The sequence below is a fragment of the Pedobacter sp. 22163 genome, from assembly GCF_052045595.1.
GTDB lineage: Bacteria > Bacteroidota > Bacteroidia > Sphingobacteriales > Sphingobacteriaceae > Pedobacter.
This window is the reverse complement of sequence record NZ_JBQEPM010000004.1, coordinates 494024-516250: the sequence shown is the minus strand read 5'-3', so window position 1 is coordinate 516250 and position 22227 is coordinate 494024. Positions and strand designations below refer to the sequence as shown.

The 22227-nt window shown below is 39.1% G+C and carries 10 protein-coding genes; 2 read left to right on the top strand and 8 right to left on the bottom strand.

From position 1 onward, the window contains the following. Positions 1-232 precede the first annotated feature (232 nt). Both ACTJKN_RS13335 and ACTJKN_RS13330 read left to right on the top strand, forming a co-directional pair. A complete protein-coding gene (locus ACTJKN_RS13335; RefSeq protein ID WP_440825653.1) occupies positions 233-3259 on the top strand; it encodes a glycosyltransferase family 117 protein in 3027 nt (1008 codons plus the stop codon). Positions 3260-3475: 216 nt separating this feature from the next. Further along, on the top strand, positions 3476-6517 hold the full coding sequence (locus ACTJKN_RS13330) for a glycosyltransferase family 117 protein (protein ID WP_440825651.1): 3042 nt from the start codon (positions 3476-3478) through the stop codon (positions 6515-6517). Between the two features lie 247 nt (positions 6518-6764). Here the strand turns inward: ACTJKN_RS13330 and ACTJKN_RS13325 are convergent, their stop codons facing one another. The 8 genes from ACTJKN_RS13325 to ACTJKN_RS13290 all read right to left on the bottom strand — a co-directional run bounded on the left by ACTJKN_RS13325 (position 6765) and on the right by ACTJKN_RS13290 (position 22163). After that, positions 6765-7727 (bottom strand): acetyl-CoA carboxylase carboxyltransferase subunit alpha, encoded by a 963-nt coding sequence (locus tag ACTJKN_RS13325; protein WP_131028302.1) that lies wholly within the window; start codon positions 7725-7727, stop codon positions 6765-6767. A gap of 603 nt (positions 7728-8330) precedes the next feature. Continuing rightward, a complete protein-coding gene (locus ACTJKN_RS13320) occupies positions 8331-9890 on the bottom strand; it encodes a S10 family peptidase (protein ID WP_440825649.1) in 1560 nt (519 codons plus the stop codon). Between the two features lie 281 nt (positions 9891-10171). Next, on the bottom strand, positions 10172-12511 hold the full coding sequence (locus ACTJKN_RS13315) for a family 20 glycosylhydrolase (protein ID WP_440825647.1): 2340 nt from the start codon (positions 12509-12511) through the stop codon (positions 10172-10174). Positions 12512-12738: 227 nt separating this feature from the next. Continuing rightward, positions 12739-14319 (bottom strand): SusD/RagB family nutrient-binding outer membrane lipoprotein, encoded by a 1581-nt coding sequence (locus ACTJKN_RS13310; RefSeq protein ID WP_440825645.1) that lies wholly within the window; start codon positions 14317-14319, stop codon positions 12739-12741. A gap of 19 nt (positions 14320-14338) precedes the next feature. Further along, complete coding sequence (locus ACTJKN_RS13305; protein WP_440825643.1) at positions 14339-17614, bottom strand: SusC/RagA family TonB-linked outer membrane protein; 3276 nt, start codon at positions 17612-17614, stop codon at positions 14339-14341. Positions 17615-17799: 185 nt separating this feature from the next. Then, positions 17800-18867, bottom strand: coding sequence for a FecR family protein (locus tag ACTJKN_RS13300; RefSeq protein ID WP_440825641.1), 1068 nt, complete (start codon positions 18865-18867; stop codon positions 17800-17802). Positions 18868-19613: 746 nt separating this feature from the next. Then, on the bottom strand, positions 19614-20168 hold the full coding sequence (locus tag ACTJKN_RS13295) for an RNA polymerase sigma factor (RefSeq protein WP_440825639.1): 555 nt from the start codon (positions 20166-20168) through the stop codon (positions 19614-19616). Between the two features lie 60 nt (positions 20169-20228). Next, on the bottom strand, positions 20229-22163 hold the full coding sequence (locus tag ACTJKN_RS13290) for an alpha-amylase family glycosyl hydrolase (protein WP_440825637.1): 1935 nt from the start codon (positions 22161-22163) through the stop codon (positions 20229-20231). Positions 22164-22227 lie beyond the last annotated feature (64 nt).

Here is a 22227-nt window from a genome sequence, read left to right as displayed (position 1 = left end):
CGGACAAAAACTTATCAAGGATATTCTCCTCGAAAGGGAATGCAAATGTAGGAACCTTATTTTAAATATGCAAGAGTGATTTTAAAATATTTTTAATTTCTTTCCTGCTGTTCCTGTTTGCGATGCAAAGATAAAAAAATCATCATATAGCGTGCAACATTTTCTTTTTTTATGCGACTTTTTTTACTACGAACCACTTAAATCATTTATTATCAAAGACTAAAATTAAACTATGAATTACTCAAGGATCAACACCATTGGAGGCTGGCTCTGTTTTATCGTTGCCGCGCTCACCTATATCTTAACTTTAGATCAATCTGTAAGTTTCTGGGATTGTGGCGAATTTATTTCTTCGGCTTTCCGAATGGAGGTAGTTCACCAGCCCGGTGCTCCAATAGTCTCCATGATCCAAAGGTTGTTTTCGGCACTCGCTTTTGGTGATAAAACCAAAGTAGCTTATTTTATGAATGTGGCTTCGGCTCTGGCAAGTGCAGGTACCATCCTCTTTTTGTTTTGGACAATTACCGCGCTGTCCAGGAAAACGGTCATTAAAAAAGGTGAAGAAATCACCAACCAAAAAATCATCGGCATTATGGGTGCAGGTTTTGTTGGGGCTTTGGCTTATGCCTTTTCTGACAGCTTTTGGTTTTCGGCCGTGGAAGCAGAAGTTTACGCCATGTCGTCGCTTTGTAGCGCTATTGTATTTTGGGGCATATTAAAATGGGAATCGCAGGCTGACGAACCCAAATCAGACCGATGGTTGCTTTTTGTGGCATACATCATGGGGATTTCTATTGGTGTACACATCTTAAATCTGCTAACCATCCCTGCATTGATATTTGTTTATTATTTTAAAAAGAACCCCTCTCCCAATTGGCAAAGCGTGTTAAAAGTATTTCTTATTTCAATCGCCGTATTGGCCGTGGTACAGTTCGGCATTATTCAGTACATGGTATCTTTTGCTGCAAATTTCGATTACTTTTTTGTGAATACAATGGGTCTGGGTTTTGGAACGGGTGTATTATTTTTTGCCGTTTTAGTGATTGGAGGCCTGGTTTACGGCATCCGCTATTCCATCCTCAAAAATAAAAGGGTATTAAACCTGGCCATGTTGTTCACTGTTTTGCTTCTATTTGGATACAGTTCTTTCGCCTTACTCATTATCAGGGCACAGGCCAAACCGAATTTAAACAATACCGATCCAGAGAATGCTTTTAATTTTCTGAGTTATGTAAACCGTTCGCAATATGGAGACAGGCCTTTATTATATGGCGAAAATTATAATTCGGAAAAGATCGACATTAAAGAAAGCGGAAAACTTTACAGAAAAGGAGAAACAAAATATGAATCAGCAGGAACAAAATCTGACTATGTTTTTGGCGATAAAACTTTAGCTCCACGCATGTACAGTGATAAACCCGAGCACATTAGGTTTTACAAAAGTTATATGGGTTTTGATGATGAGCATAAACCTACCTTGATGGATAACCTAAAATATATGTTCTCTTTCCAGACCGGACAAATGTACATGCGTTATTTTATGTGGAATTTTGTGGGCAGGCAAGACAATGAAGACGGGCAATTTGGCGGGAAAGATGGCAATTGGCTCAGTGGCATTAAACCTTTGGATGCGATCAGGCTTGGTGATCAGAAAAACCTTCCGCCATCCATTGTAGAAAACAAAGCATATAATAGATTCTTCTTTTTGCCGCTGATTATCGGTTTGATCGGCGCGGTTTGGCACTTTAAACGTAACCAGAAGGATGCGGGCGTTATTGGTTTATTATTCGTTTTCACTGGAATTGCCATTGTAGTTTATCTGAACTCAGTTCCGATTGAGCCGCGTGAAAGGGATTATGCCTATGTGGGGTCGTTTTATGCTTTTGCGATCTGGATCGGTTTAGGTGTATTTGGATTAAAAGACTTTGTCTTCCAAAAACTAACGCCTATAAGGGCCAGCATTTTTGCTTCGATTATTGCCTTATTCGGTGCGCCAATTATTATGGCCAACCAGGGATGGGACGATCACGACCGTTCTGATAGCCATGTAGCCAGAGATATGTCTGTCAATTACCTAAAATCGTGCGCCCCCAATGCCATTTTGTTTACTTATGGCGACAATGATACCTACCCGGTTTGGTACGCGCAAGAAGTAGAAAACATCCGTCCGGATGTGCGTGTGGTGAATTTAAGTTTGTTTACAGCCGATTGGTACATAGACGGAATGAAAAGAAAGCAAAATCAATCTGCACCGCTTCCTTTAACAATTAAGCCCAATCAATATGTTGCTGGTACACGTGATATTATGTATTATCAGGATTATAAAATCGCCCAGCATATCGAATTAAAAGAAATTTTAGATGTACTCTTATCTGATCATGACGAAGATAAAGTAACCATGACAGATGGTTCTAAATACAATGTGCTACCAACCAAAAACCTTAAACTGGCGGTAAGTCCACAGCAGGTTTTAGATACCGGAACCGTGCCCAAAGAAGATGCAGGCAAAATTGCTAGCAGTATGGAGTGGACTTTTAACCAAAATTATGTTACAAAAGGAACATTGGCCTTGTTTGATATTTTGGCACACAATAATTGGGAGCGACCGATTTATTTTACTGGGGCAATGCCAGATGAGCAATACATTGGGCTAAACAAATACCTGTATGTGGAAGGATTGAATAAAAGGTTATTGCCTTTGAAACCAGATACAGCAATTACGCAAGATTTTGACCGCGTAAACCTGAAACCGATGTACAACAATATGATGAATGTGTATGGCTTTGGCAACATTAAAAATGCCAACCATTTAGACAGGCAATCTGCTGATGATGTAACCATGTTCTCGAATATGTTTAACGGTTTATTAACCGGCTTGATAAACGAAGGTAAAATTACCGAAAGCAAAAAAGCGGCTAATAAATATTTTGAGGTAATTCCTGCTAAATTCTACAGTATGCGCCAGGTAATGAGCACTTATTATTTCACTGAAAACCTTTATCGTTTAAATGATTTAAACCGTGCAAATGCGATGATCAAAAAAACTGCCGATTACTTGGGCAGGGAATTAACCCATCTTGCTGATGTTTCAGAAAGCAAAAACCAGCTATCATCTGAGCAGGATGTACGTTTCTACCTTGGCTATTTAGGACAAATGGTAAAATTAACCGAGGTTTTTAAACAAGCTGAGCTAAGCAAAAGTCTTGAAAAAAAATACAATGATCTGATTGTAAGGTTTACCCCATTTGCAGCGGGTTAAGCTAAAAACATTCTAAATTTTAACCCATAGGCAGATTTCACCTTTCTGCTTATGGGTTTTTGCTTCTCCGATAAATTAAAATCCTTTATGTTAAAGGCATTAAGCCGTTAAAAATTGTTAAATCAATCCAAAAATTTACCTGTTTTATCGACTAGAATAGTTAATTTCGGCAGCATTTTTATGTGAAAACAATTTTTAATATCATTAAACAAACCAATGAATTATTCAAAAGTTAATAATATAGTAGGCTGGATCTGCTTTTTAATTGCTACACTAACTTACGTTTTAACCTTAGAGCCTTCTGCCAGTTTTTGGGATTGCGGTGAATTTATCGCATCGGCATTCAGAATGCAGGTTGTTCACCAGCCTGGTGCACCTTTGTTCTTAATGATCCAACGTTTCTTCTCCATCTTTGCAGCTGGAGATTTAACCAAAATCGCTTACTGGATGAACGTTGGTTCGGCTGTATCGAGCGGGGCAACTATCTTATTCTTATTTTGGACCATCACTGCATTGGCTAAAAAAACGGTGTTAAAAGCTGGTGAAGAACTAACAACCGGTAAATTGATCAGCATTATGGGTGCAGGTGCCGTTGGTGCTTTGGCTTATACTTTCTCTGATAGTTTTTGGTTTTCGGCAGTAGAATCGGAGGTTTACGCACAATCGTCGTTATTCACAGCGATTGTATTCTGGGCTATCCTTAAATGGGAAGCGCATGCCGATGAGCCACGTGCCGATCGTTGGTTACTGTTTATTGCCTATATTATGGGTTTATCAATTGGTATCCACTTGTTAAACCTGTTAACCATCCCAGCACTTGCTTTTATTTATTATTTCAAAAGAACAGATAAAGCAACAACATCGGGAATTATTAAAACCCTTATTGTTGGTATTTTAATCTTAGCGGTAATCCAATATGGTATTATCCAATACCTGGTTTCGTTCGGTGCTTATTTCGATTTATTCTTTGTTAACACATTAGGCCTGGGTTTTGGAACAGGCGTTTTATTCTTCGCTATTTTATTAATCGGCGCCCTGGTTTGGGGAATCCGTTATTCTATTAAACACCAAAAGAAATTATTAAACTTAGGTTTAATCTCTACTGTATTAATCATTTTCGGTTATGCATCTTTCTCGATGATTATCATCAGGGCAAAGGCAGATCCGAACTTAAATAACAGTGCCCCGAAAGATGCATTCTCTTTCTTAAGCTACTTAAACCGTGAGCAATATGGCGATAGGCCATTGGGTTACGGTCCTAACTACAACTCTGAAAGAGTTGGTGTAACCGAAGGAAAAACCATCTGGAGAAAAGGAAAAGAAAAATACGAAGTAGCCGGTAAAAAAACCGATTACGAATATAACAACAACACTTTATTGCCACGTATGTATAGCGATGACCCTAAACATGCGGCTTTTTACAAAGAATGGATGCGCTTAGATGATTCTAAAAATCCCAATCTGGTAGATAATGTTGGTTTCTTGTTCAGCTATCAGATTGGCTACATGTATATGCGTTATTTCATGTGGAATTTTGCCGGTCGCCAGAATGACGAGCAAGGCCAGGGTAGCGGACATGAAGGTACCTGGATTAGTGGAATTAAACCAATTGACGCCATGTTGAGAGGCAATCAAAGCAATCTGCCACCATCAACCGTTGATAATAAAGCATATAACCGTTTCTTCTTTTTACCATTAATTTTAGGCGTTATTGGTGCACTTTGGCATTTCAAACGCAACCAAAAAGATGCCGGAGTTGTAGCATTGCTATTCTTCTTTACCGGTATTGCCATTGTATTATACTTAAATCAAAAACCATTAGAGCCCCGCGAAAGGGATTACGCTTACGTAGGATCGTTTTACGCTTTTGCAATATGGATCGGGCTCGGGGCACTCGCCCTTAAAGAATGGCTATTTAAAAAACTAACGCCAACTGCCGGTGCCATTGGTGCAACGGTGATCGGATTATTAGCTGCACCGGTAATTATGGCCGAACAGGGATGGGATGACCATGACCGCTCTACAAAAATGGTTCCTCATGATATTGCCTTAGATTACCTACAATCTTGTGCGCCAAATGCCATCTTATTTACTTATGGCGATAATGATACCTACCCACTTTGGTATATCCAGGAGGTAGAAAATGTTCGCCCTGATGTGCGTATTGTAAACTTAAGTTTATTCGATACAGATTGGTACATTAACGGCTTAAGACAAAAACAAAATGAATCAGCTCCGTTGCCAATTTCGATGAAACCTGAGCAATATGTACAGGGAGAAAGAGATGTAATGCCATACGATGATTACAAAATTGCTGGTAGTGTTGAGCTTAAAAACGTAGTTGATTTGTTGCTGTCAAACGATGAAAGCGACAAAGTACCTATGCAGGATGGATCAAAATCTAACTTCCTGCCAACTAAAAACCTTAAGATTACGGTAGATCCACAGCAAGTAATCAGTACAGGGACGGTACCTGCTGCTGATGCTGCAAAAATCACCACCACAATGGATTGGAAGTTTAACAAAGGTTATGTTACTAAAGGAACTTTGGCCATGTTCGATATCCTTGCACATAACAACTGGAAACGTCCGATTTATTTCGCTTCTACAGTGCCTTCTGAACAATATAACGGCTTAGACAAGTATTTATACAGCGAAGGTTTGGCCATGCGTTTATTACCGCTTAAAGCTGATACGACAGCATCTGAAGATAGACCAGAGCAATTAAATACACCTGTATTGTACAATAACGTGATGACTAAATTTAAGTGGGGAAATATGAAAACTGCTAAATATTTAGATCCACAGTCATCAGATGATACTTTCATTTTCACCAATCTCTTCAGTAGCTTAACCAGCAGCTTAATTAAAGAAGGTAAAACTGCTGATGCCAAAAAAGTAGTGGATAAATATTATGCAGTAATGCCTGATAAATTCTTCGGCATCCGTACGGTTGTTGTGAAATTTTACATGGCTGAAAACTTATATAAGCTTGGCGAAACTGCCAGAGCTAATGATATTTTAGACAAATCAGGCGATTATATCAATAAAGAATTAAACTACCTGGCTGACATTTCACAATCAAAAGGTTTAACCGGATCGCAGAACATTCAAACTGGACTATACTACCTGGATAGAATGATTAAAACGAGTAAAGCTGCAGGCCAGGATAAATTGAGCGATAAGCTGCAGAAAACATTTAACAGTTTAGAAGGCCGTTTATCGATGTTTTTCCCACAACAGGGTCCACAACAGTAAACGGATCTTAAATAGCTTACAAAGCAGCTGCATTAATTTGTAGCTGCTTTTTTTGTTACCGCTTGCGCTCGTTTTTAACGAGTGCAAAATAGCTTTACGATTGCACCGTAAAGGATGATATAAATCTAAATTTCTGATAGGTCGTAAACACGACCAGCGATCTACACGCTCGTTAGAAACGAGTGTGAGCACAAAAAAATCCTGTTCAGCATTGCCAAACAGGATTCAAATTTATTTTAGTTAATGATTATTCGTTTACAACCCCCATCGCACAGAATTTATCAATCCGCTGTTCGATCAGTTTATCCGTTTTTAGTTTGCCTAAAGCAGCTAAATCTTTCACGATGTAATCTTTTAAAGTTCTGCCCATTAACTCTGGATCTTGATGTGCACCCCCAAGTGGTTCTGGAATAATACCATCGATTAATTTGTTGCCAAACATATCATCAGAAGTCAACTTTAAACATTCAGCAGCTTTCTCTTTAAAATCCCAGCTTCTCCATAAAATAGATGAGCAGGATTCAGGAGAGATTACCGAGTACCAGGTATGCTCTAACATGTAAACTTTATCGCCAATACCTATACCCAAAGCACCTCCTGATGCACCTTCACCTACAACAATACAGATAATCGGCACACGAAGAATAGACATTTCCAATAAGTTTCTGGCAATAGCCTCACCTTGTCCACGTTCTTCTGCCTCTAAACCAGGGTAAGCACCCATAGTATCGATAAAAGAAACAACCGGTTTATTAAATTTCTCAGCCAAACGCATTAAACGTAAAGCTTTACGGTAACCTTCTGGGTTGGCCATACCGAAATTACGGAACTGACGCTCCTTTGTATTTTTACCTTTCTGGTGACCAATAACCATTACCGTTTGGCCATTTATGGTAGCAAAACCGCCAATAATCGCTTTATCATCTTTAACCGTTCTATCGCCGTGCATTTCAATAAAATCATCGCAGATCATATTGATGTAATCGAGTGTTTGCGGGCGATCGGGATGACGGCTCATCTGAACCTTGTTCCAACCGGTTAAATTTTTATATAAGTTATTGGTAGTTTCATCTAATTTACCATCAAGCTCGTCTAAAGTGGCAGACATATCTACCTTAGTTTTTTCGGCAACTTGCTTAACCTTTTCTATCTGCTGAACTAAATCGGCAATAGGTTTTTCAAAATCGAATGATGTTTTTATTTGCTGCATAATTGAACCACAAAAATAAGTAATTATTTTTAGTTTGCAGTGAACAGTTTTTTGTTTGCGTTTTTGAGGGGATAAATCTGTTTAAGAGTTGACAACTTTATCATCATTGTGCCCATGAAAGTTGTCAACTCTAGAATTTCAAATTAGAATTTATTGATGTTTTATTATCAGTCTTTATAATTTGAAAAGCAATTGCAGTAATTCTTTTTTGAAAGCAGTCCTGCCATTTGCTTTAGCCCAGATGAAACCTGTGAAATAAGCAAGCACACCAAAAAATAAAATAGACGGTGCTTAAATCTGGGGCTATCGCGGCTGTCAGGTTTAGATTACGCCTGCCTGTGCTACTATGAGGGGTTTCCCTGCCACCGTCCTAACCCACTAGCCCTGATTGAAGCGGAGATCTTTTTTGGTCACCCTGAGCGGAGTCGAAGGGCAAAAAAGATCGGAGCGTAAAGCAGGACGAACGATAATTATTACACTGCAACTGCGCTCCAAATAAAACCCGAAGAATTATTTTATAAGAGTTGAAAAACGATCCCTTGCCCCTTCTAGAGGGGAAACATACACTTTATTCTTAAAATCCTTAAATCCTCTAAATCCTGGCTAGAACTTAGCGGCCTCGCCTGCTTTTGGTAATGCTTTTTTAATAAACTCACGGATGTGGTTATTGGCCGTTTTCAGATCGTCTTTACGTAAATACATCATGTGTCCGCTCCGGTAACCTTCCCAGCTCATACGGTCTTGCAATTTACCCGCAGCATCTAACTGCCACATGCTGTATTTCGCATTGAAATAATCGCAGGCACCATCGTAATAACCTGATTGTACCAATAAATGCAGGTATGGATTCTGTGCCATAGCCTGGCGGAGGTTATCGCCAGTCTGGTCGCCGGTTTTATCCCATGGGTAAACGGAACCGAACATATTGTACTTTAAATCGGTTTTATAATTCAGCTCGTTGCGGATGTACATATTGATGGCTGGTGTAAAGGAATGCAACCAGGAAGTTAGCTCTGCATTATAATCGGGTCCTTCGCCGGCACTCATTTTATCTATACCGCGATAGCGCGAATCTAACCTACCTACTGTAAAACCTTTATCTCTCAGCAGTTCTTTCCAAAAAAAATCAGTGGGTACATTGAGGTTGTAATCTAAAATCACTTTTTCTGAAAGACCAGTGTAACGGGCCATTTTTGTGGCAATGGCTTTCTTTTTATCGGCACTTAACATCCCACCCTGCGAAATAGCAGGGATTAATTCATTAATGGTAAAATTTTCAACCTCAGGAAGCATGGCTGTTAAATCTTTGCCCTGTAAATCGGCCGCAAGCGCCTTATGATACCAGGCTGTAGCTGCAAAATAGGGCAAACGCAAAGCCGCATCAACGGGGCCACTACGCTCAATACCAAGTTCTGTTGGCGAAACCAAAACCACACCGTTTAAATACATCCATTGGCTGTTTTGCAGCTCTAAAGCCAAACCCGAAACGCGTGTGGTACCATAACTCTCACCAATTAAAAATTTTGGAGAGGCCCAACGATTATTGCGGGTTACAAAAGTATTGATCCACTCGGCCAGGTATTTAATGTCGGCACGTACACCAAAGAACTTATTTGTCGGAACATCTTTACTTACCGCTCTCGAATAGCCAGTATTGACCGGATCGACGTAAATAATATCGGCAACATCTAAAATAGAATATGGATTTTCTTTATAACCATAAGGCTGCACCGGATAACCTTCGTCATCAATATTCAAAACCACAGGACCGGTATAGGCGATGTGCATCCAAACTGAAGCTGAACCCGGGCCACCGTTAAAAGAGATTACTAAAGGGCGTTTATCGCGATTTTGCACATCACTGCGTTCGTAATAAGTATAAAACAAACCTGCAATCGGCTTGCCATCTTCATCCCAAACAGGCAATGTACCTGTTGTGGCTTTATACGGAACAGCCTTGCCATCGATATTTACAGTGTGATTGGTAACTACCGAGCTCTCCACCTTAATTGTCCTTTCGTTTGCTGAAGATTTAGGTTCGTCTTTAACGGTAACCTGGGTAGTGGTTATGGTTTCTTTAGATTGGCTTTTTCTGGGTTGCTGTTGTGCATATGCGAAAATGCCCATGCTTAAAAATGTAGCGAGTATAAATCTGAATTTCATTGTTTTGGTTTGGTTTCTAAATATCAAACTATTGTGGCGTTAATCAAAAAGCACATTAGAAATGTTACCATAAAAGAAAAGTCTTGACGTTTGCCAAGGCTTTTAATTATTCATGTTACAACAGAATTTCTGATGAGTTTAAAATCGACGCAAAATGTAGCACAAACGTTTGCTTAAAATGTTATCCAAAATTTGGGAGCAAAAAAGCCGATACCGCAAATGCGGTATCGGCTGGTAAAAACTGATTTAACCGAGACGGGTTATTGTTTAATTCTCTTTTATCATTTTAAGACCAGAATCTCTTCATCTGACAACACCTTGTTCCAAATTTGCAATTCGTCTAACTTTCCTTTAAATCCGCCAACTGTTTGAAGCGGGAAAAACAAAGTTTCCGATTTACGCATTTTCGTTTTGTCTTTGTCTGTAAACACGATCCAGTTATCATACAACCGTTTTTCGAGTTTACCATTTACATAAAGACTGGTGCCTTTATTGGTTCCGGTTATGACGACGTGTGTCCAGCCATTTTCGGGCAAAGCATATCCAAAATCAATATCATAACCTTCCCTTGAAAAACCAAGTTTGCCCGTACCTGTCTGTTTTAATTTTACAGTAGCATTAGGCGATTTGAATAACACTGCATCATCCAAATTGTTGTTGGCAGGATTTATCCAAAAAGAAACGGTATAATTATATCCTATCTCAGTGTATGGTAACTTTGCATAACTATCTTTTCCTGAAAATGATAAAGCATTTTTTGAATATCCTTCTGCGTAAACAGCGCCAGTAGTTTTAATTTGATTGTCTTTTTTATCAAAGTTAAACTGGGCTGTAAATGGTGCATCTTTTTTAGATAGCTTTCCACTGATGTTTAATGACGGGCCTTCTCCTATCTTCTTGCTCAAAGCGTTAAAATCGTCGAACTTTAAAGTTGTCTCGCTTCCTCCCCACATCTTTTGTGCCAGTACCTGCATGGCAGGGAACACCCTATCGTGTACATCTTTTTCTGTAATTCCGTTGCCTACAATATCATTCCACACCGCAAAAGAGCCACCTAATATAGTAGGATCTCCAGGCTGAAACTGAACGTTTCCGATCATAGAAGGTGTCCATTTGTTATACAGGTTTTTAATATTGAGGTAATCGTAATAATAGCCTGCTGCAGGTACAATATATAGCCATCCGTCAGGCGTACTGATTTGCTTAAAGCCGAGTTTCTTCATTTCAACAGGGTTGGCATAACCATTATACCAGGTATTCATCACCACATTTTCTACTTTCACAGGAGTGGTACCTTTTGCATGTGTTAATGCTCCCCAAAGCCTAACATCTTTTCCAAAACCTTCTACATATTTAATCATACGATCGGTAAAAGCCCTGAAAACTTCCGCATCTTTTTTAGCATATTCATCTGTACCAATGTGGACCGCTTTACCCGTAAATACTGGTGTGCTCCCTGAAATATATTCTTTAAATACATTTTCCATAACCGTATAACTAAGTGGATTATGGAGATCAAGGTGATCCATACCATATGCTTTACTGCCAATTTCGGGAACTACCTTGGTAAAGGCCAGCGCATGTGCCGGTGCATCAATTTCTGGAATAATACGGACCGCATAATTATCGGCTAACTGTTGTAGCGCCATAAATTCCTTTTTGGTATAAGAACCATCTTTTGCCGTCAGCCCCGGGTAGGTTGCATTTTCTAAGCGGAAAGACGAATAGGTATCAGCCCAATTATCATTGAAGTATTTCTTAAAGCCATTGTCATTTAAGTGAATCTGAAAATCGTTCAATTTGTAGTACGACATGAATTTCACATAATCTCTTAAAAACTGCAGACTAAAGAACTTACGGCCAACATCGAGCACAAATCCGCGCACTTTAAACTCCGGATAATCTCTTGCCACTCCTTTGGGAATAGCATTTTTCTGTTCCAGTAATTGCAGCAAAGTTCTGGTTCCCCAGAATAAACCCTGATATTTTACTGCACTAATGGTAATATATTCATCTGTATTAAAGTAATATCCTTCTTCGCCAATGCTTTTATCTGTTGCGCTTAAGGCTAAAAAAATATCACCTTTTTTAGCCTTACCTTTCACAATTAACAGGCTAAAACCCAACTGATCTTTCAACTCTTGTTTTAAAATGCTGGCAGCGTTCTGCAACTGTTTTTCATTGGCGGCATTCAAAACAATTCTGCTTGCCGCAGTTAAAGAGAAATCGCCTTTACCACCATGCCATTCGCGCAAAGCAGGGATTACAAAAGGCTGTGGGTTAACACCACCGTCTGAAAATTTTCCTGGAACAAGAATCTGTTTAGATACATCGTACTTTATCGAATCGCTTACCTGACTAATCAGTTCGAAATACAGGTTGACATTTGTTGCAACCAGTGGCGTGGTAATATCGCCAGATGGATTTACTATTGGTTCGCGATTACTCCCCTTGAATACCAAGGAATAACCTTTCGGGCTTTCGGGAAAAATAATTTTCTTGTCGCCGGCCTTTATTTCTTTAATGTTAGGTACTAATTGAATAACCGTACTGTCGGTTTGACCGAATAAAAGACCTTGAGTAACAATAAGGAAACCAAGAGTAAATAGAGTGCTTTTCATGTATAAATAATGAATTTTTATAATTAGCGTTTAGCGTATTCCGTTGAGCACATTACAGTTTTATACTGAAGATGACGCACTTATCAGTTAAAGATAAACTAAACTTCTTTATACGCTCAAGTAAGTTTTGCGCAAACGTTTGATGAAAATGCAATAGCAAACAATGGAATAAAAAAGCCGACACTGCATAAGCAATGTCGGCTAGTAAAAAACCGGGATGATATAAATTATTTATCCCACCAAACTTTTCCTACCAGCTTATCGCCTCCTGGAACAGCGGTTGATGCAGCTTTATAATTTACCGCGTTAGTAACACCTTCGAAAAGTGGATAAGGAAAACGACGTGGGATTGAACCACCCGTATTGGTATTTGGGTATACAACAGGCACCAGTGCAGGAATACCTGTTCTTCTCCAGTTCGACCAGGCTTCGTAAAAATCGAGCATGGTAATGGTGTGTGCCCAATATTGGGTGCCAATCATCTCTAAACCATTGGCCGCTACATATGGATGGGCGCTTAAATAAGCCGCAGCATCCGTTCCGTTTACAGCCATTGATGCATCATATTGAGAAAGATAAGTCATTGCAGAAATTACACCGGCATTGTAATGCGTAGCAGCAGAACCCCCAATACCATAACGCTGTGCTGCCTCTGCCCAAAGCAATTCCGTTTCGGCATAGGTAAGGATAAAAGTATTACCATCTCTTTTTAACATACCCGGATTTGGGGATGAATAATCGGTAAAATCAGTATAAGAAGGGTCCTGACGAACATCTCTTCCTGCAATACCACTTAGATCTTTACCATTTGGCATCCCTTTTTGTACTGCAGGATTGGTAACAAAAGCAGGGTTTTGATCTTTAGTTCCATCGGTTAAATATAACTTGGTTACGGCCACCTTCCCCAAACGAGGATCGTTATTGGTTTTTAAATAATTGATGAATGTACTGCTCCATCTGGTGTAAAAATTCTCCTGGCCACCATCGCCTAATAAAACCTGGGCATTTCTATTCTGTGTTACACGGGCGCCATTGGTATCATGTTTAAAGAAAGCATTATCGGCATCGCCAGTCATGGTTTTACCAACTGCTTTATTGATGTAGGTCTGAGCTAAAGTGGCATCGGCCTTGGTTAACCGCATGGCCATACGCAGCATTAAACTATTTCCAAAACGTTTCCATTTCGCAATGTCGCCGGCAAAAACAAGATCGCCGGTTACTTTATCGCCACTTGCATTTAGGGCAGTACTCGCCTCATCAACCTCTTTTAACAGATCGGTATAAATAGCTTGTTGGGTATCATATTTAGGATATAAATTTGCTGTATAATAACCTCTTCCAGCATCAAAATAGGGTATATCCCCATATAAGTCCGTTAATCGCTCAAAAATCAGGGCTTTCCATATTCTACCCATCTGATAAACGTTGTTATACTGGGTTTTTCCCTTGGTAAACTCAACTAAATCGGCAGCATACTTAACCTGATCGGGATAAGCTTTTTCCCAGTATGCAGCGGTGTACCCTTCGTTAAGCATATATTTATCACCTGCCCAATAACCAATTACAGATGACATGCCCTGCATCATAGTAGAGGCATAGATTAAATTTCCCCGCCAGGTTTCGTAAGCAAAATCGATGCTTCCAGTGTAATTTAACTGAGCTGTAGATAAAAGAAAGTTTGGATTGTATTGCTCTTGTCCAACTGATGTTGGATCTGTATTAATTTTTTCAAAGTCTTTTGTACAACCGGCTATCAGGGCTAATCCAGATAATAAAAGTGGTACGTATAATTTTATGATCGTTTTCATTTTCAATTCGTTTAAAGGATTATAACTTAACACTTAAATTTAAACCATAGGTACGCACAGGCGGCACTCCGCCCAGCTCCATACCTGGAATGGTTGCATTATAGCTCGACTCGGGATCGATGTTGTCGGTTTTCTTCATCAGGATGAATAAATTACGGCCAACAAAACTCACATTTAAACCTTTAATCTTATTATTGAACATTTTTCCAGGAAAATTGTAGCCTAGAATGACCTGTCTGAATTTGATAAAACTTGCATCCTGCACAAACTGTTTTGATACATTATTGGCAAAAGTGCTGTAATAATTTGCCGCATTTATACCTAAAGCATCACGGTTTTCTAAAGTAGCCTGGTGCAAACCAAACACATAACCATAATAATCAGTAGCAGAGAAAATTTTACCGCCCCATTTGCCATCAATCAGGAATGAAAAGTTAACACCTTTGTAGTTAAACTCGTTGTTCCAACCAGCAGTCCACTTATTGTAGGCAGAACCATAAGGTTTCAACTCTCCTCTTTCAGGAATACCATTGGTATCTTTTATAATATTACCGTTAGCATCGTATTTATAATCGTAAGCCATTACCTGAGCAATAGCCAATCCTTCCAGATTTTGTAAAAAGCCCACATTACTTCTAGATGTTGCCAAAGGTTGTGAAGCCGTACCAGGTGCAAGCGTTAATACTTTATTATCATTATACGATCCATTTAAAGTTGATGTCCAGCTGAAATCTTTATTCTTTAAAACAACGCCCGATACTAAAGCTTCAACACCGCGGTTTTGCAACTTGCCAATATTTAAAAACGCCCCGTTATAACCGGTTGTGGTCGAAGTAGGAACAGCGAGAATCTCATCTTTAGATTTTTTGTTGTACCAGGTAAAATCAACACTTAGGCGATCGCCAAAGAACCTCATTTCTGTACCAACTTCAAGTTCACTTGCGCTGGATGCCTTTAAAGTAGCATTCGGAATTGCAGCATTTACTATGTTACCAAGCGAACTACCATTAATGGTTTCACTGCGCAGATTATAATAAAGCTGTGTTTGGAAAGGGGTAGTTGCCTGGCCAACATTGGCAAAACCTGCTCTTAATTTACCAAAACTCAAGAAAGATGGTTTCCATAATTCTGTGAAAACAAATGAACCGCTGATGGATGGATAAATTGTATTTAATTTATTATCTCTGCCGGGAGTGGCTAGGGTAGAAAACCAATCGTTACGTGCACTTCCTGTTAAATATAAAATATCTTTATAGGTTACTTCTAACGTTCCGTAAACAGATTGGGTTTCCTGATCAGTCTGGTAAACGGCAACTGCTTTCCCTCCGGTATTGGATAAATTATAAACACCAAAAATCTGGAAAGATCCGCCTGTATTTGTGGTTCCAGCACCTTTGGTACGGCGATAACTTGCTCCAAAATTAGGGGTAATTGAAAAATCGTCTATTTTAAAAGATTTACCAATCAACGCATCCACATTGATATCGGAGAATTTACTGATCTGTTCGGTGTAACCTCCATCGGCATCATAAGCGGTACCTGACGGGGTAACTGCAACGTAATTATCGTTATAGGAATCTCTACCTGCACGTGCCTGTAAAAACAATCCGTTATCAAAGGTATATTTTGCACTAATAGAGCTTAATAAACGTTCTCTTTTGGTATTGTGAATAAAATCATAGGCAGCAAACCAAGGGTTAGTAGCATAGGTATTACCTGTATTGTACGAAAGCTCAGTTTCATCAGATTTTTTGCCAGGCTTTAGCGTTTCAATATTTACACTGGTTGGTAAAAATGCTGCATTATAATTCGCATTACCTGCACCATCAGAAACCATTGGTCTATTTTTGGCCTGTTCTAAGATATAGTTAAAACGTGCATCAATCACCAGGTTCTTTATTGGATCGAAAGTACCGGCAAGAGTAAAATTCTGTCTGTTTAAACCAGAGTTGGGTACAACCGATCTATTGGTTAAATCACTTGCCGATAAACGCATTACGCCACCAGTAAACGATTTGTTTAATGCCAGGGTATTGGTAAACGTCCCTCCCGTCCTATAAAAATCTTCAATGTTATCCTCTTGGGCAGAATAAGGCCTGCTCACACCATCAAACTGAACTACATTAGAACCATCTAATCTGGCACCCCAACTTGAACTTCCGGTAGAAGCAGCAGCCAATTGCGTAGCTGGTTTCTGGCCGTTTACACCTTGTCCGTATATATATTGCCAGTTTGTTCTATCCATCACCTGCTCGGCAACATAATTACTGCTAAACTCAATATTGTTCCCTTTGCCACTTTTTGTGGTGATCAGGATTACGCCTGCTTTAGCTCTGTTACCATACAGTGCTGAAGCTGCAGCACCTTTCAAAACAGAAATGCTTTCAATATCGTCAGGATTTAAGTTGCTGATCGCATCGCCCAAATCTGGTGCGTTATCGTATTGACCTCCATTGTTACCAATACCAATTGTGCTTCCAAAACCAACCGGTGCACTTTCCATTGGAATACCATTTACAACATACAAAGGCTGACTTGATGGACCTAAGCTTGAAACACCACGGATGGTAACGTTAGTGGCAGCCCCAGCACCACCCGAAGTACCGGCAATATCTAAACCTGCTACTTTACCAACTAAAGAGTTGGTAATATTATTTTCCCTTGCCTGGGTTAACGTTTCACCACTAACCTGTGTAACCGAGTAACCTAAGGCCCTTCTTTCTTTTTTGATACCCAAAGCCGTAACCACCACATCGGTAAGCTGTTTGGTATCTTCTGATAATACGATATCAATATTGGTCTGCATACCGATAGCAATCTCTTTGGTTTGAAAACCGGCATAAGAAATGACCAGAATAGCATTTTCAGGCGCATTTAATGCAAATTTACCGTTCACATCGGTAGAGGTACCAATGCCTGTTCCTTTAACCCTAACACTTGCGCCAGGCAAAGCCCCTCCAAGGGCATCTTTAACGGTTCCCGAAATCGGGACTTCTTTATTTTTGCTAATTACGATTAAGCCACCATCCGAAACAGAATATTTCAGGTTGGTTCTGTTTAAAATGGCTGCCAATACATCAGTAACCAAAGTATTGGTTACAGTAATGCTTACATCCTTGTTTACCGGAACGTAAGAAGAGCTGTAAACAAAATGGTAACTGCTTTGCTGCTCAATAATCTGTAATACCCTGGCCAATTTTGTTTTCTTAACATCCAAAGAAATTTTTTCCTGAGAAAAAACCGATGCCGAAACATTAAGACAGGTAATGAAAACCATAATACAGGCTAGTTTCATTAGCATAATGAATTTTAGAAGCGCTTTATATTTTGGGCGCCCTTGCAGTAAGTAATAATAAATCATATTTTTGTTTTTTTGGTTGCATAAAGTTCTTGGCAGCAATCTGTTTGCGCATAAACTGCCATTAATTAATCAAAAGAGAAATTACAAGGGCGGTGCTCCAACACCGTCCTTTTTTCTTTCTATTTCGAGATGGTTACCTGTTTTCCTTTTATCTCATATTTAAAATTATTTTCAGTGTCTTTTAAAGCTTGTAAAACCTGTTCGATGCTTTCGTTTGTTATGGTGGCCGTAAAGCGGTATTTTTCTATTGAAGGATCTGTAAATCTGATTTCTACGTTGTACCATTTTTCCAAAACATTCCTAATCTCATCAAAATCCTGATCGTAAATTTCGATCCGGTTCTGCGTCCAGGCAGTTTCTACAATGGTGCTGTCTTTAATCTTGGTGTAATGGTTAATGGTAATTTCGGGCTGTAAAGCAGTAGGTTTAAGCAATTTGCTTTTTTGCTGCGGCGCAACGCTCTTGTAAAAAGTAACTTTCTGACTTGGTTTTAAAGTAATGGTTCCGCCATTTCCATTTACGGCTTCCATGGTAATTAAGCCACGGATTAAAGTTGCTTCTGAAGTTGTTTCATCAGGATATGCCTTCACATTAAAAGCAGTACCCAGTACATTGATGTTAAAATCGGCTGTGTGCACTTTAAAAGGTTTATTTTTATCGTGAGCCACATCAAAAAAAGCCTCGCCCGTTAGGCTAACCTCCCTGAATTGATCGTTAAAACCTTTGGTTACAGATAAAGAACTTTTTGCGTTTAATAACACCGATGTTCCATCCTGAAGTTTAATTTTTTTACGCTCGCCACTTTTTGTGGTAAAAGTATAAACCTCCGCTACCGCATTTTTCGTATTGTTGTACTTAAAGTAGGTGGTATAAACCAATACTGCGCCAAGCACTAAAACTAATGCGGCAGCTATTTTAAGCCATAAATAACGGTTCAGCTTAACTACTTTTTCTGCTGGAAACATAGTTTCCTTCAAACTTTCTGTCTGTTTATTTAATGGGCGTTTATTCCCGCTCAATATCACATAAAGTTTTTTTGCTTCTGCAATTACTGCAGCCTGCTCAGGGTGGGCATTAATGTACTTCTCCCAATATCCAATGCAAAGCTTATCGGTTCCAGCACAATACTGCTGAAAAGTACTATCGACAAGAAAATCTTCTGCATTGAATTTACTTCTATCAACCATTCTTATTTGCCTTTTATATATCAGTGCCCAAAAGCTTTACTTTTTCCTAAGGAAATTTTAACTTTTTTTTAACATAGCGGAATATGTGCTCTGAATGTAGGCAGGAAGAAGAAATTTAATTTGCAGGAATGCTATTTTTAAAGTTTATAAAGGGTCTTGTAAATATTTTATTGTTTAAATAATCTCTTTTTTCCAGGAAAGCAATTGTTGAAGCTCTTTGGTAAATGTTGGCCCTGCCATCCGCTTTACCTCTCTGCGTTTGGTGCCCGCTGCTGTCAGGTTTAGGTGGCCCTGGCTGTATTAATATTGAGGGTTGCAGGGAGCAAGACCGTTAAACCGCCAAGAACCACATATTTCATTATCTAAACCCGGTAGCAACGGAAATCCTTTTTATTGCTTAACGACAATATTTAACTGTAACGTTTATTTGCAATAAAAAGATTGAAGTGCATAACGGGGCTACAGCACCCACGGAGACAGGAATGTTTGTTTTCAAAATATAAATCCACTATCTCAAACAGGCAGACTGTGAGGATAGCAAGACTTCAGAAGTTTAAGTATTAATTTTTTGGGCGTTTTAACAAGTTATCCGCTGATCTTTTGGCTTCCCTTCGACCGGCTCAGGATGACACTAAAAGGATGCCGCTCCTATCGTTAACGCAGATTCTTTGTCCAAATGAGAGGTTTATAAAGGGATTGAGCGCCTGGGAAACTTCGGAGTTTTAAGTCAGGTTATTGATCAAGATTTACGCATTAAATTCTTTTCTAAGGATCTTTAGCGCGTCGTAAATGGTGTTATAGGCTGTTTTAATAGTCTGGTTGCTTTGCTCGGCAATCTGCTCGTAACTTAATCCATCAAAAAACTTCAGATGGATGAGCTGTTTTTGGCGGAAGGTCAGTTTTTCTAATGCATTTTTAAGCTGATGCTGCACCAGTTCGTCGCTTTGCACCTTTACAATAAACTCTTCATAACTCATTTCCATCCAATCGCCATCGGCCCCTGCATTAAAAAGCGCATCGTTAATTTTACGTTTTCTTTCTAATATCCTGAGCAGTTTGCGTTTAAGGAAAGTACGCAGATAGGCTTCAACATTATCAACACGGGTTAAGCTTTCGTGTTTCTCCCAAATGGTGGTAAAAACAAGGTCGGTAGCTTCACTAGCGGTATCGGCATCGGCACAAACTCTGATCCCGAAATTTACGAGCGGGTAATAAAGTGCTGAATAGAGGTCAAAAAACGCATCTTTATCGCCAACCCGTAACCGTTCCCATAATAAGTGATGCGCTAGTTTACTGTTCATTAACCTGTTAGTTGTTATCGCAATATTAACTAAAAACAACAAGATTATTACGTACAGATTTTACTTTAAAGCTACTTTACTAAAAATGTGATATTCTCCGGGTGCCAAATTTCTGTTATAGCTATTTGATGTAAGGTTAATGCTGCTTCCAACTGCATCGACCCAGGTTCCAGATGAACCAAAATCAATAGTGGCCGTCTGGTTCACTACATCAAAATTCCCGACCACTACAACCGTATTTGCACCCTCGTTTAACTTAATGTATTTAATTCCTCCTGTCAGGCTATAAGTTGAGTTTGTTGAATTAAAAATGGCATTGTTCTTTTTCAATCTGATAAATTTAGCGTAAGCATCATATAGTGCTTTACGGCTCGGATCGGCATAATAATCCCATCTAATTGGTTTTTCGCCTGTTCTTCCATTAAAATCGATACTGATATCATAACCCAGTTCTCCAAACTGCCAAATCATTTTTGGTCCGGGGATACTAAACAAAAATGCAGCTGCTAACTCTTCTCTTTTTAATGATGTAGCCAGATTCCCCTTAATCATATAATTACCTGATCCATTGCCATAACTGATGTTTTTAAAATTCAACCTTTCCTCATCATGACTTTCGCCATATCCAACCAAATTCTCTGATTTGGTAAAACCATGATTGGCATAAAACCCCCACTGAAAATTAGAATTATCTAACCAACCCATGCTTGCTTCGTTCATGTTGTAATTCATGTTGTTCCAAAGCATCATTCCATCGTCGGCTAAAACTTTTTCTTCTGCTTCTTCGGCAAAGTGCTCCAAAATCACATAAAAATTAGGATCTAAACTTTTGATAAAACCATTATAGTCTTTCCAAATTGCAATCCGCCCGGCATCGTACAATCTAAACTGGTCATCACCAGTTGTTGATTTCTGTGTAAATCCTTTCGACAGATCGAAACGGAAACCATCAATTTTATATTGCTGCATCCAAAATTTCATCACATCTTTCGAAAATTTCTTGGTGGCCTGGCTTTCGTGATTAAAATCGTAACCTACATTGAATGGATGCTTCGCATCAACATTAAACCATGGGCTATTTGTTGTTGGTTTTGTGCCATCGAAATACAATTGTACCATAGGCGACTGACCGAAGGAATGATTTAGCACCATATCCATAATTACGGCAATCCCCTTTCCGTGACATTCATCAATAAAATTCTGTAACGCCGTTTTGGTACCGTAATATTTATCAGGTGCAAAATAAAATGATGGATTATAACCCCAGCTTAAATTACCTTCGAATTCGTTTACCGGCATTAACTCAATTGCGTTTATACCCAAGCCGATCAGATAATCGAGTTTGGCCAGTGTTGAGGCATAATTATGATCGGTTGTAAAATCGCGGACCAGCAATTCGTAAATTACTAGGTTATCTTTTGTCGGACGGGAAAAACTGGTATTTTTCCAGGAGTAAGTTGGTTGATTCGCTTGCATTACACTCACAATCCCTGTTGTTTTACCAGTTGGATAGGCTTTTAAATTTGGATACGTTGCTGTAGTAATGTATTTATCATTATCAGGATCGAGTATTTTCTCGCAATAAGGATCGGCAACTTTTAAGTTTCCATCTACATAAAACTGATAGGCATATTCTGTATTGGGGTTTAAATTATCTACCTGAATCCACCAATAATTTCCATCTGGTGTATTTTTCATCGCTAGCGTGGCAGTAGACCAATCGTTAAATTCGCCAATTAGCGAGACTGATTTTTTACCTGGTGCATAAAGCGTTACAATAGCCGATGTTCCGTTGTTAATAAATACCGCGCCATCTTTGGCTGCTGCTGGTAAAGCTGCTGTTTGATTTGTTGGCATTGGCTCTATAACACCATCTGTTGATGCTTTTTTACATGCACTATTAAACGCTGTTATCAATAGAAACAGATAGAGGATGTTTTTTGCTTTTTTCGTTTCGTGCAGACACGAACCGAGGCGGTAAATATTTTTTTTCATTTGGTTAGATTATTATTGATTTTACCACAGAGAACACTGAGTTTTCCACCGAGAATATTAGTGG

Excerpts from the sequence above, each read along its gene's own strand:
- ACTJKN_RS13335 (WP_440825653.1), top strand. The coding sequence starts at position 233 with ATGAATTACTCAAGGATCAACACCATTGGAGGCTGGCTCTGTTTTATC.
- ACTJKN_RS13330 (WP_440825651.1), top strand. The coding sequence starts at position 3,476 with ATGAATTATTCAAAAGTTAATAATATAGTAGGCTGGATCTGCTTTTTA.
- ACTJKN_RS13325 (WP_131028302.1), bottom strand. The coding sequence starts at position 7,727 with ATGCAGCAAATAAAAACATCATTCGATTTTGAAAAACCTATTGCCGAT.
- ACTJKN_RS13320 (WP_440825649.1), bottom strand. The coding sequence starts at position 9,890 with ATGAAATTCAGATTTATACTCGCTACATTTTTAAGCATGGGCATTTTC.
- ACTJKN_RS13315 (WP_440825647.1), bottom strand. The coding sequence starts at position 12,511 with ATGAAAAGCACTCTATTTACTCTTGGTTTCCTTATTGTTACTCAAGGT.
- ACTJKN_RS13310 (WP_440825645.1), bottom strand. The coding sequence starts at position 14,319 with ATGAAAACGATCATAAAATTATACGTACCACTTTTATTATCTGGATTA.
- ACTJKN_RS13305 (WP_440825643.1), bottom strand. The coding sequence starts at position 17,614 with ATGAAACTAGCCTGTATTATGGTTTTCATTACCTGTCTTAATGTTTCG.
- ACTJKN_RS13300 (WP_440825641.1), bottom strand. The coding sequence starts at position 18,867 with ATGGTTGATAGAAGTAAATTCAATGCAGAAGATTTTCTTGTCGATAGT.
- ACTJKN_RS13295 (WP_440825639.1), bottom strand. The coding sequence starts at position 20,168 with ATGAACAGTAAACTAGCGCATCACTTATTATGGGAACGGTTACGGGTT.
- ACTJKN_RS13290 (WP_440825637.1), bottom strand. The coding sequence starts at position 22,163 with ATGAAAAAAAATATTTACCGCCTCGGTTCGTGTCTGCACGAAACGAAA.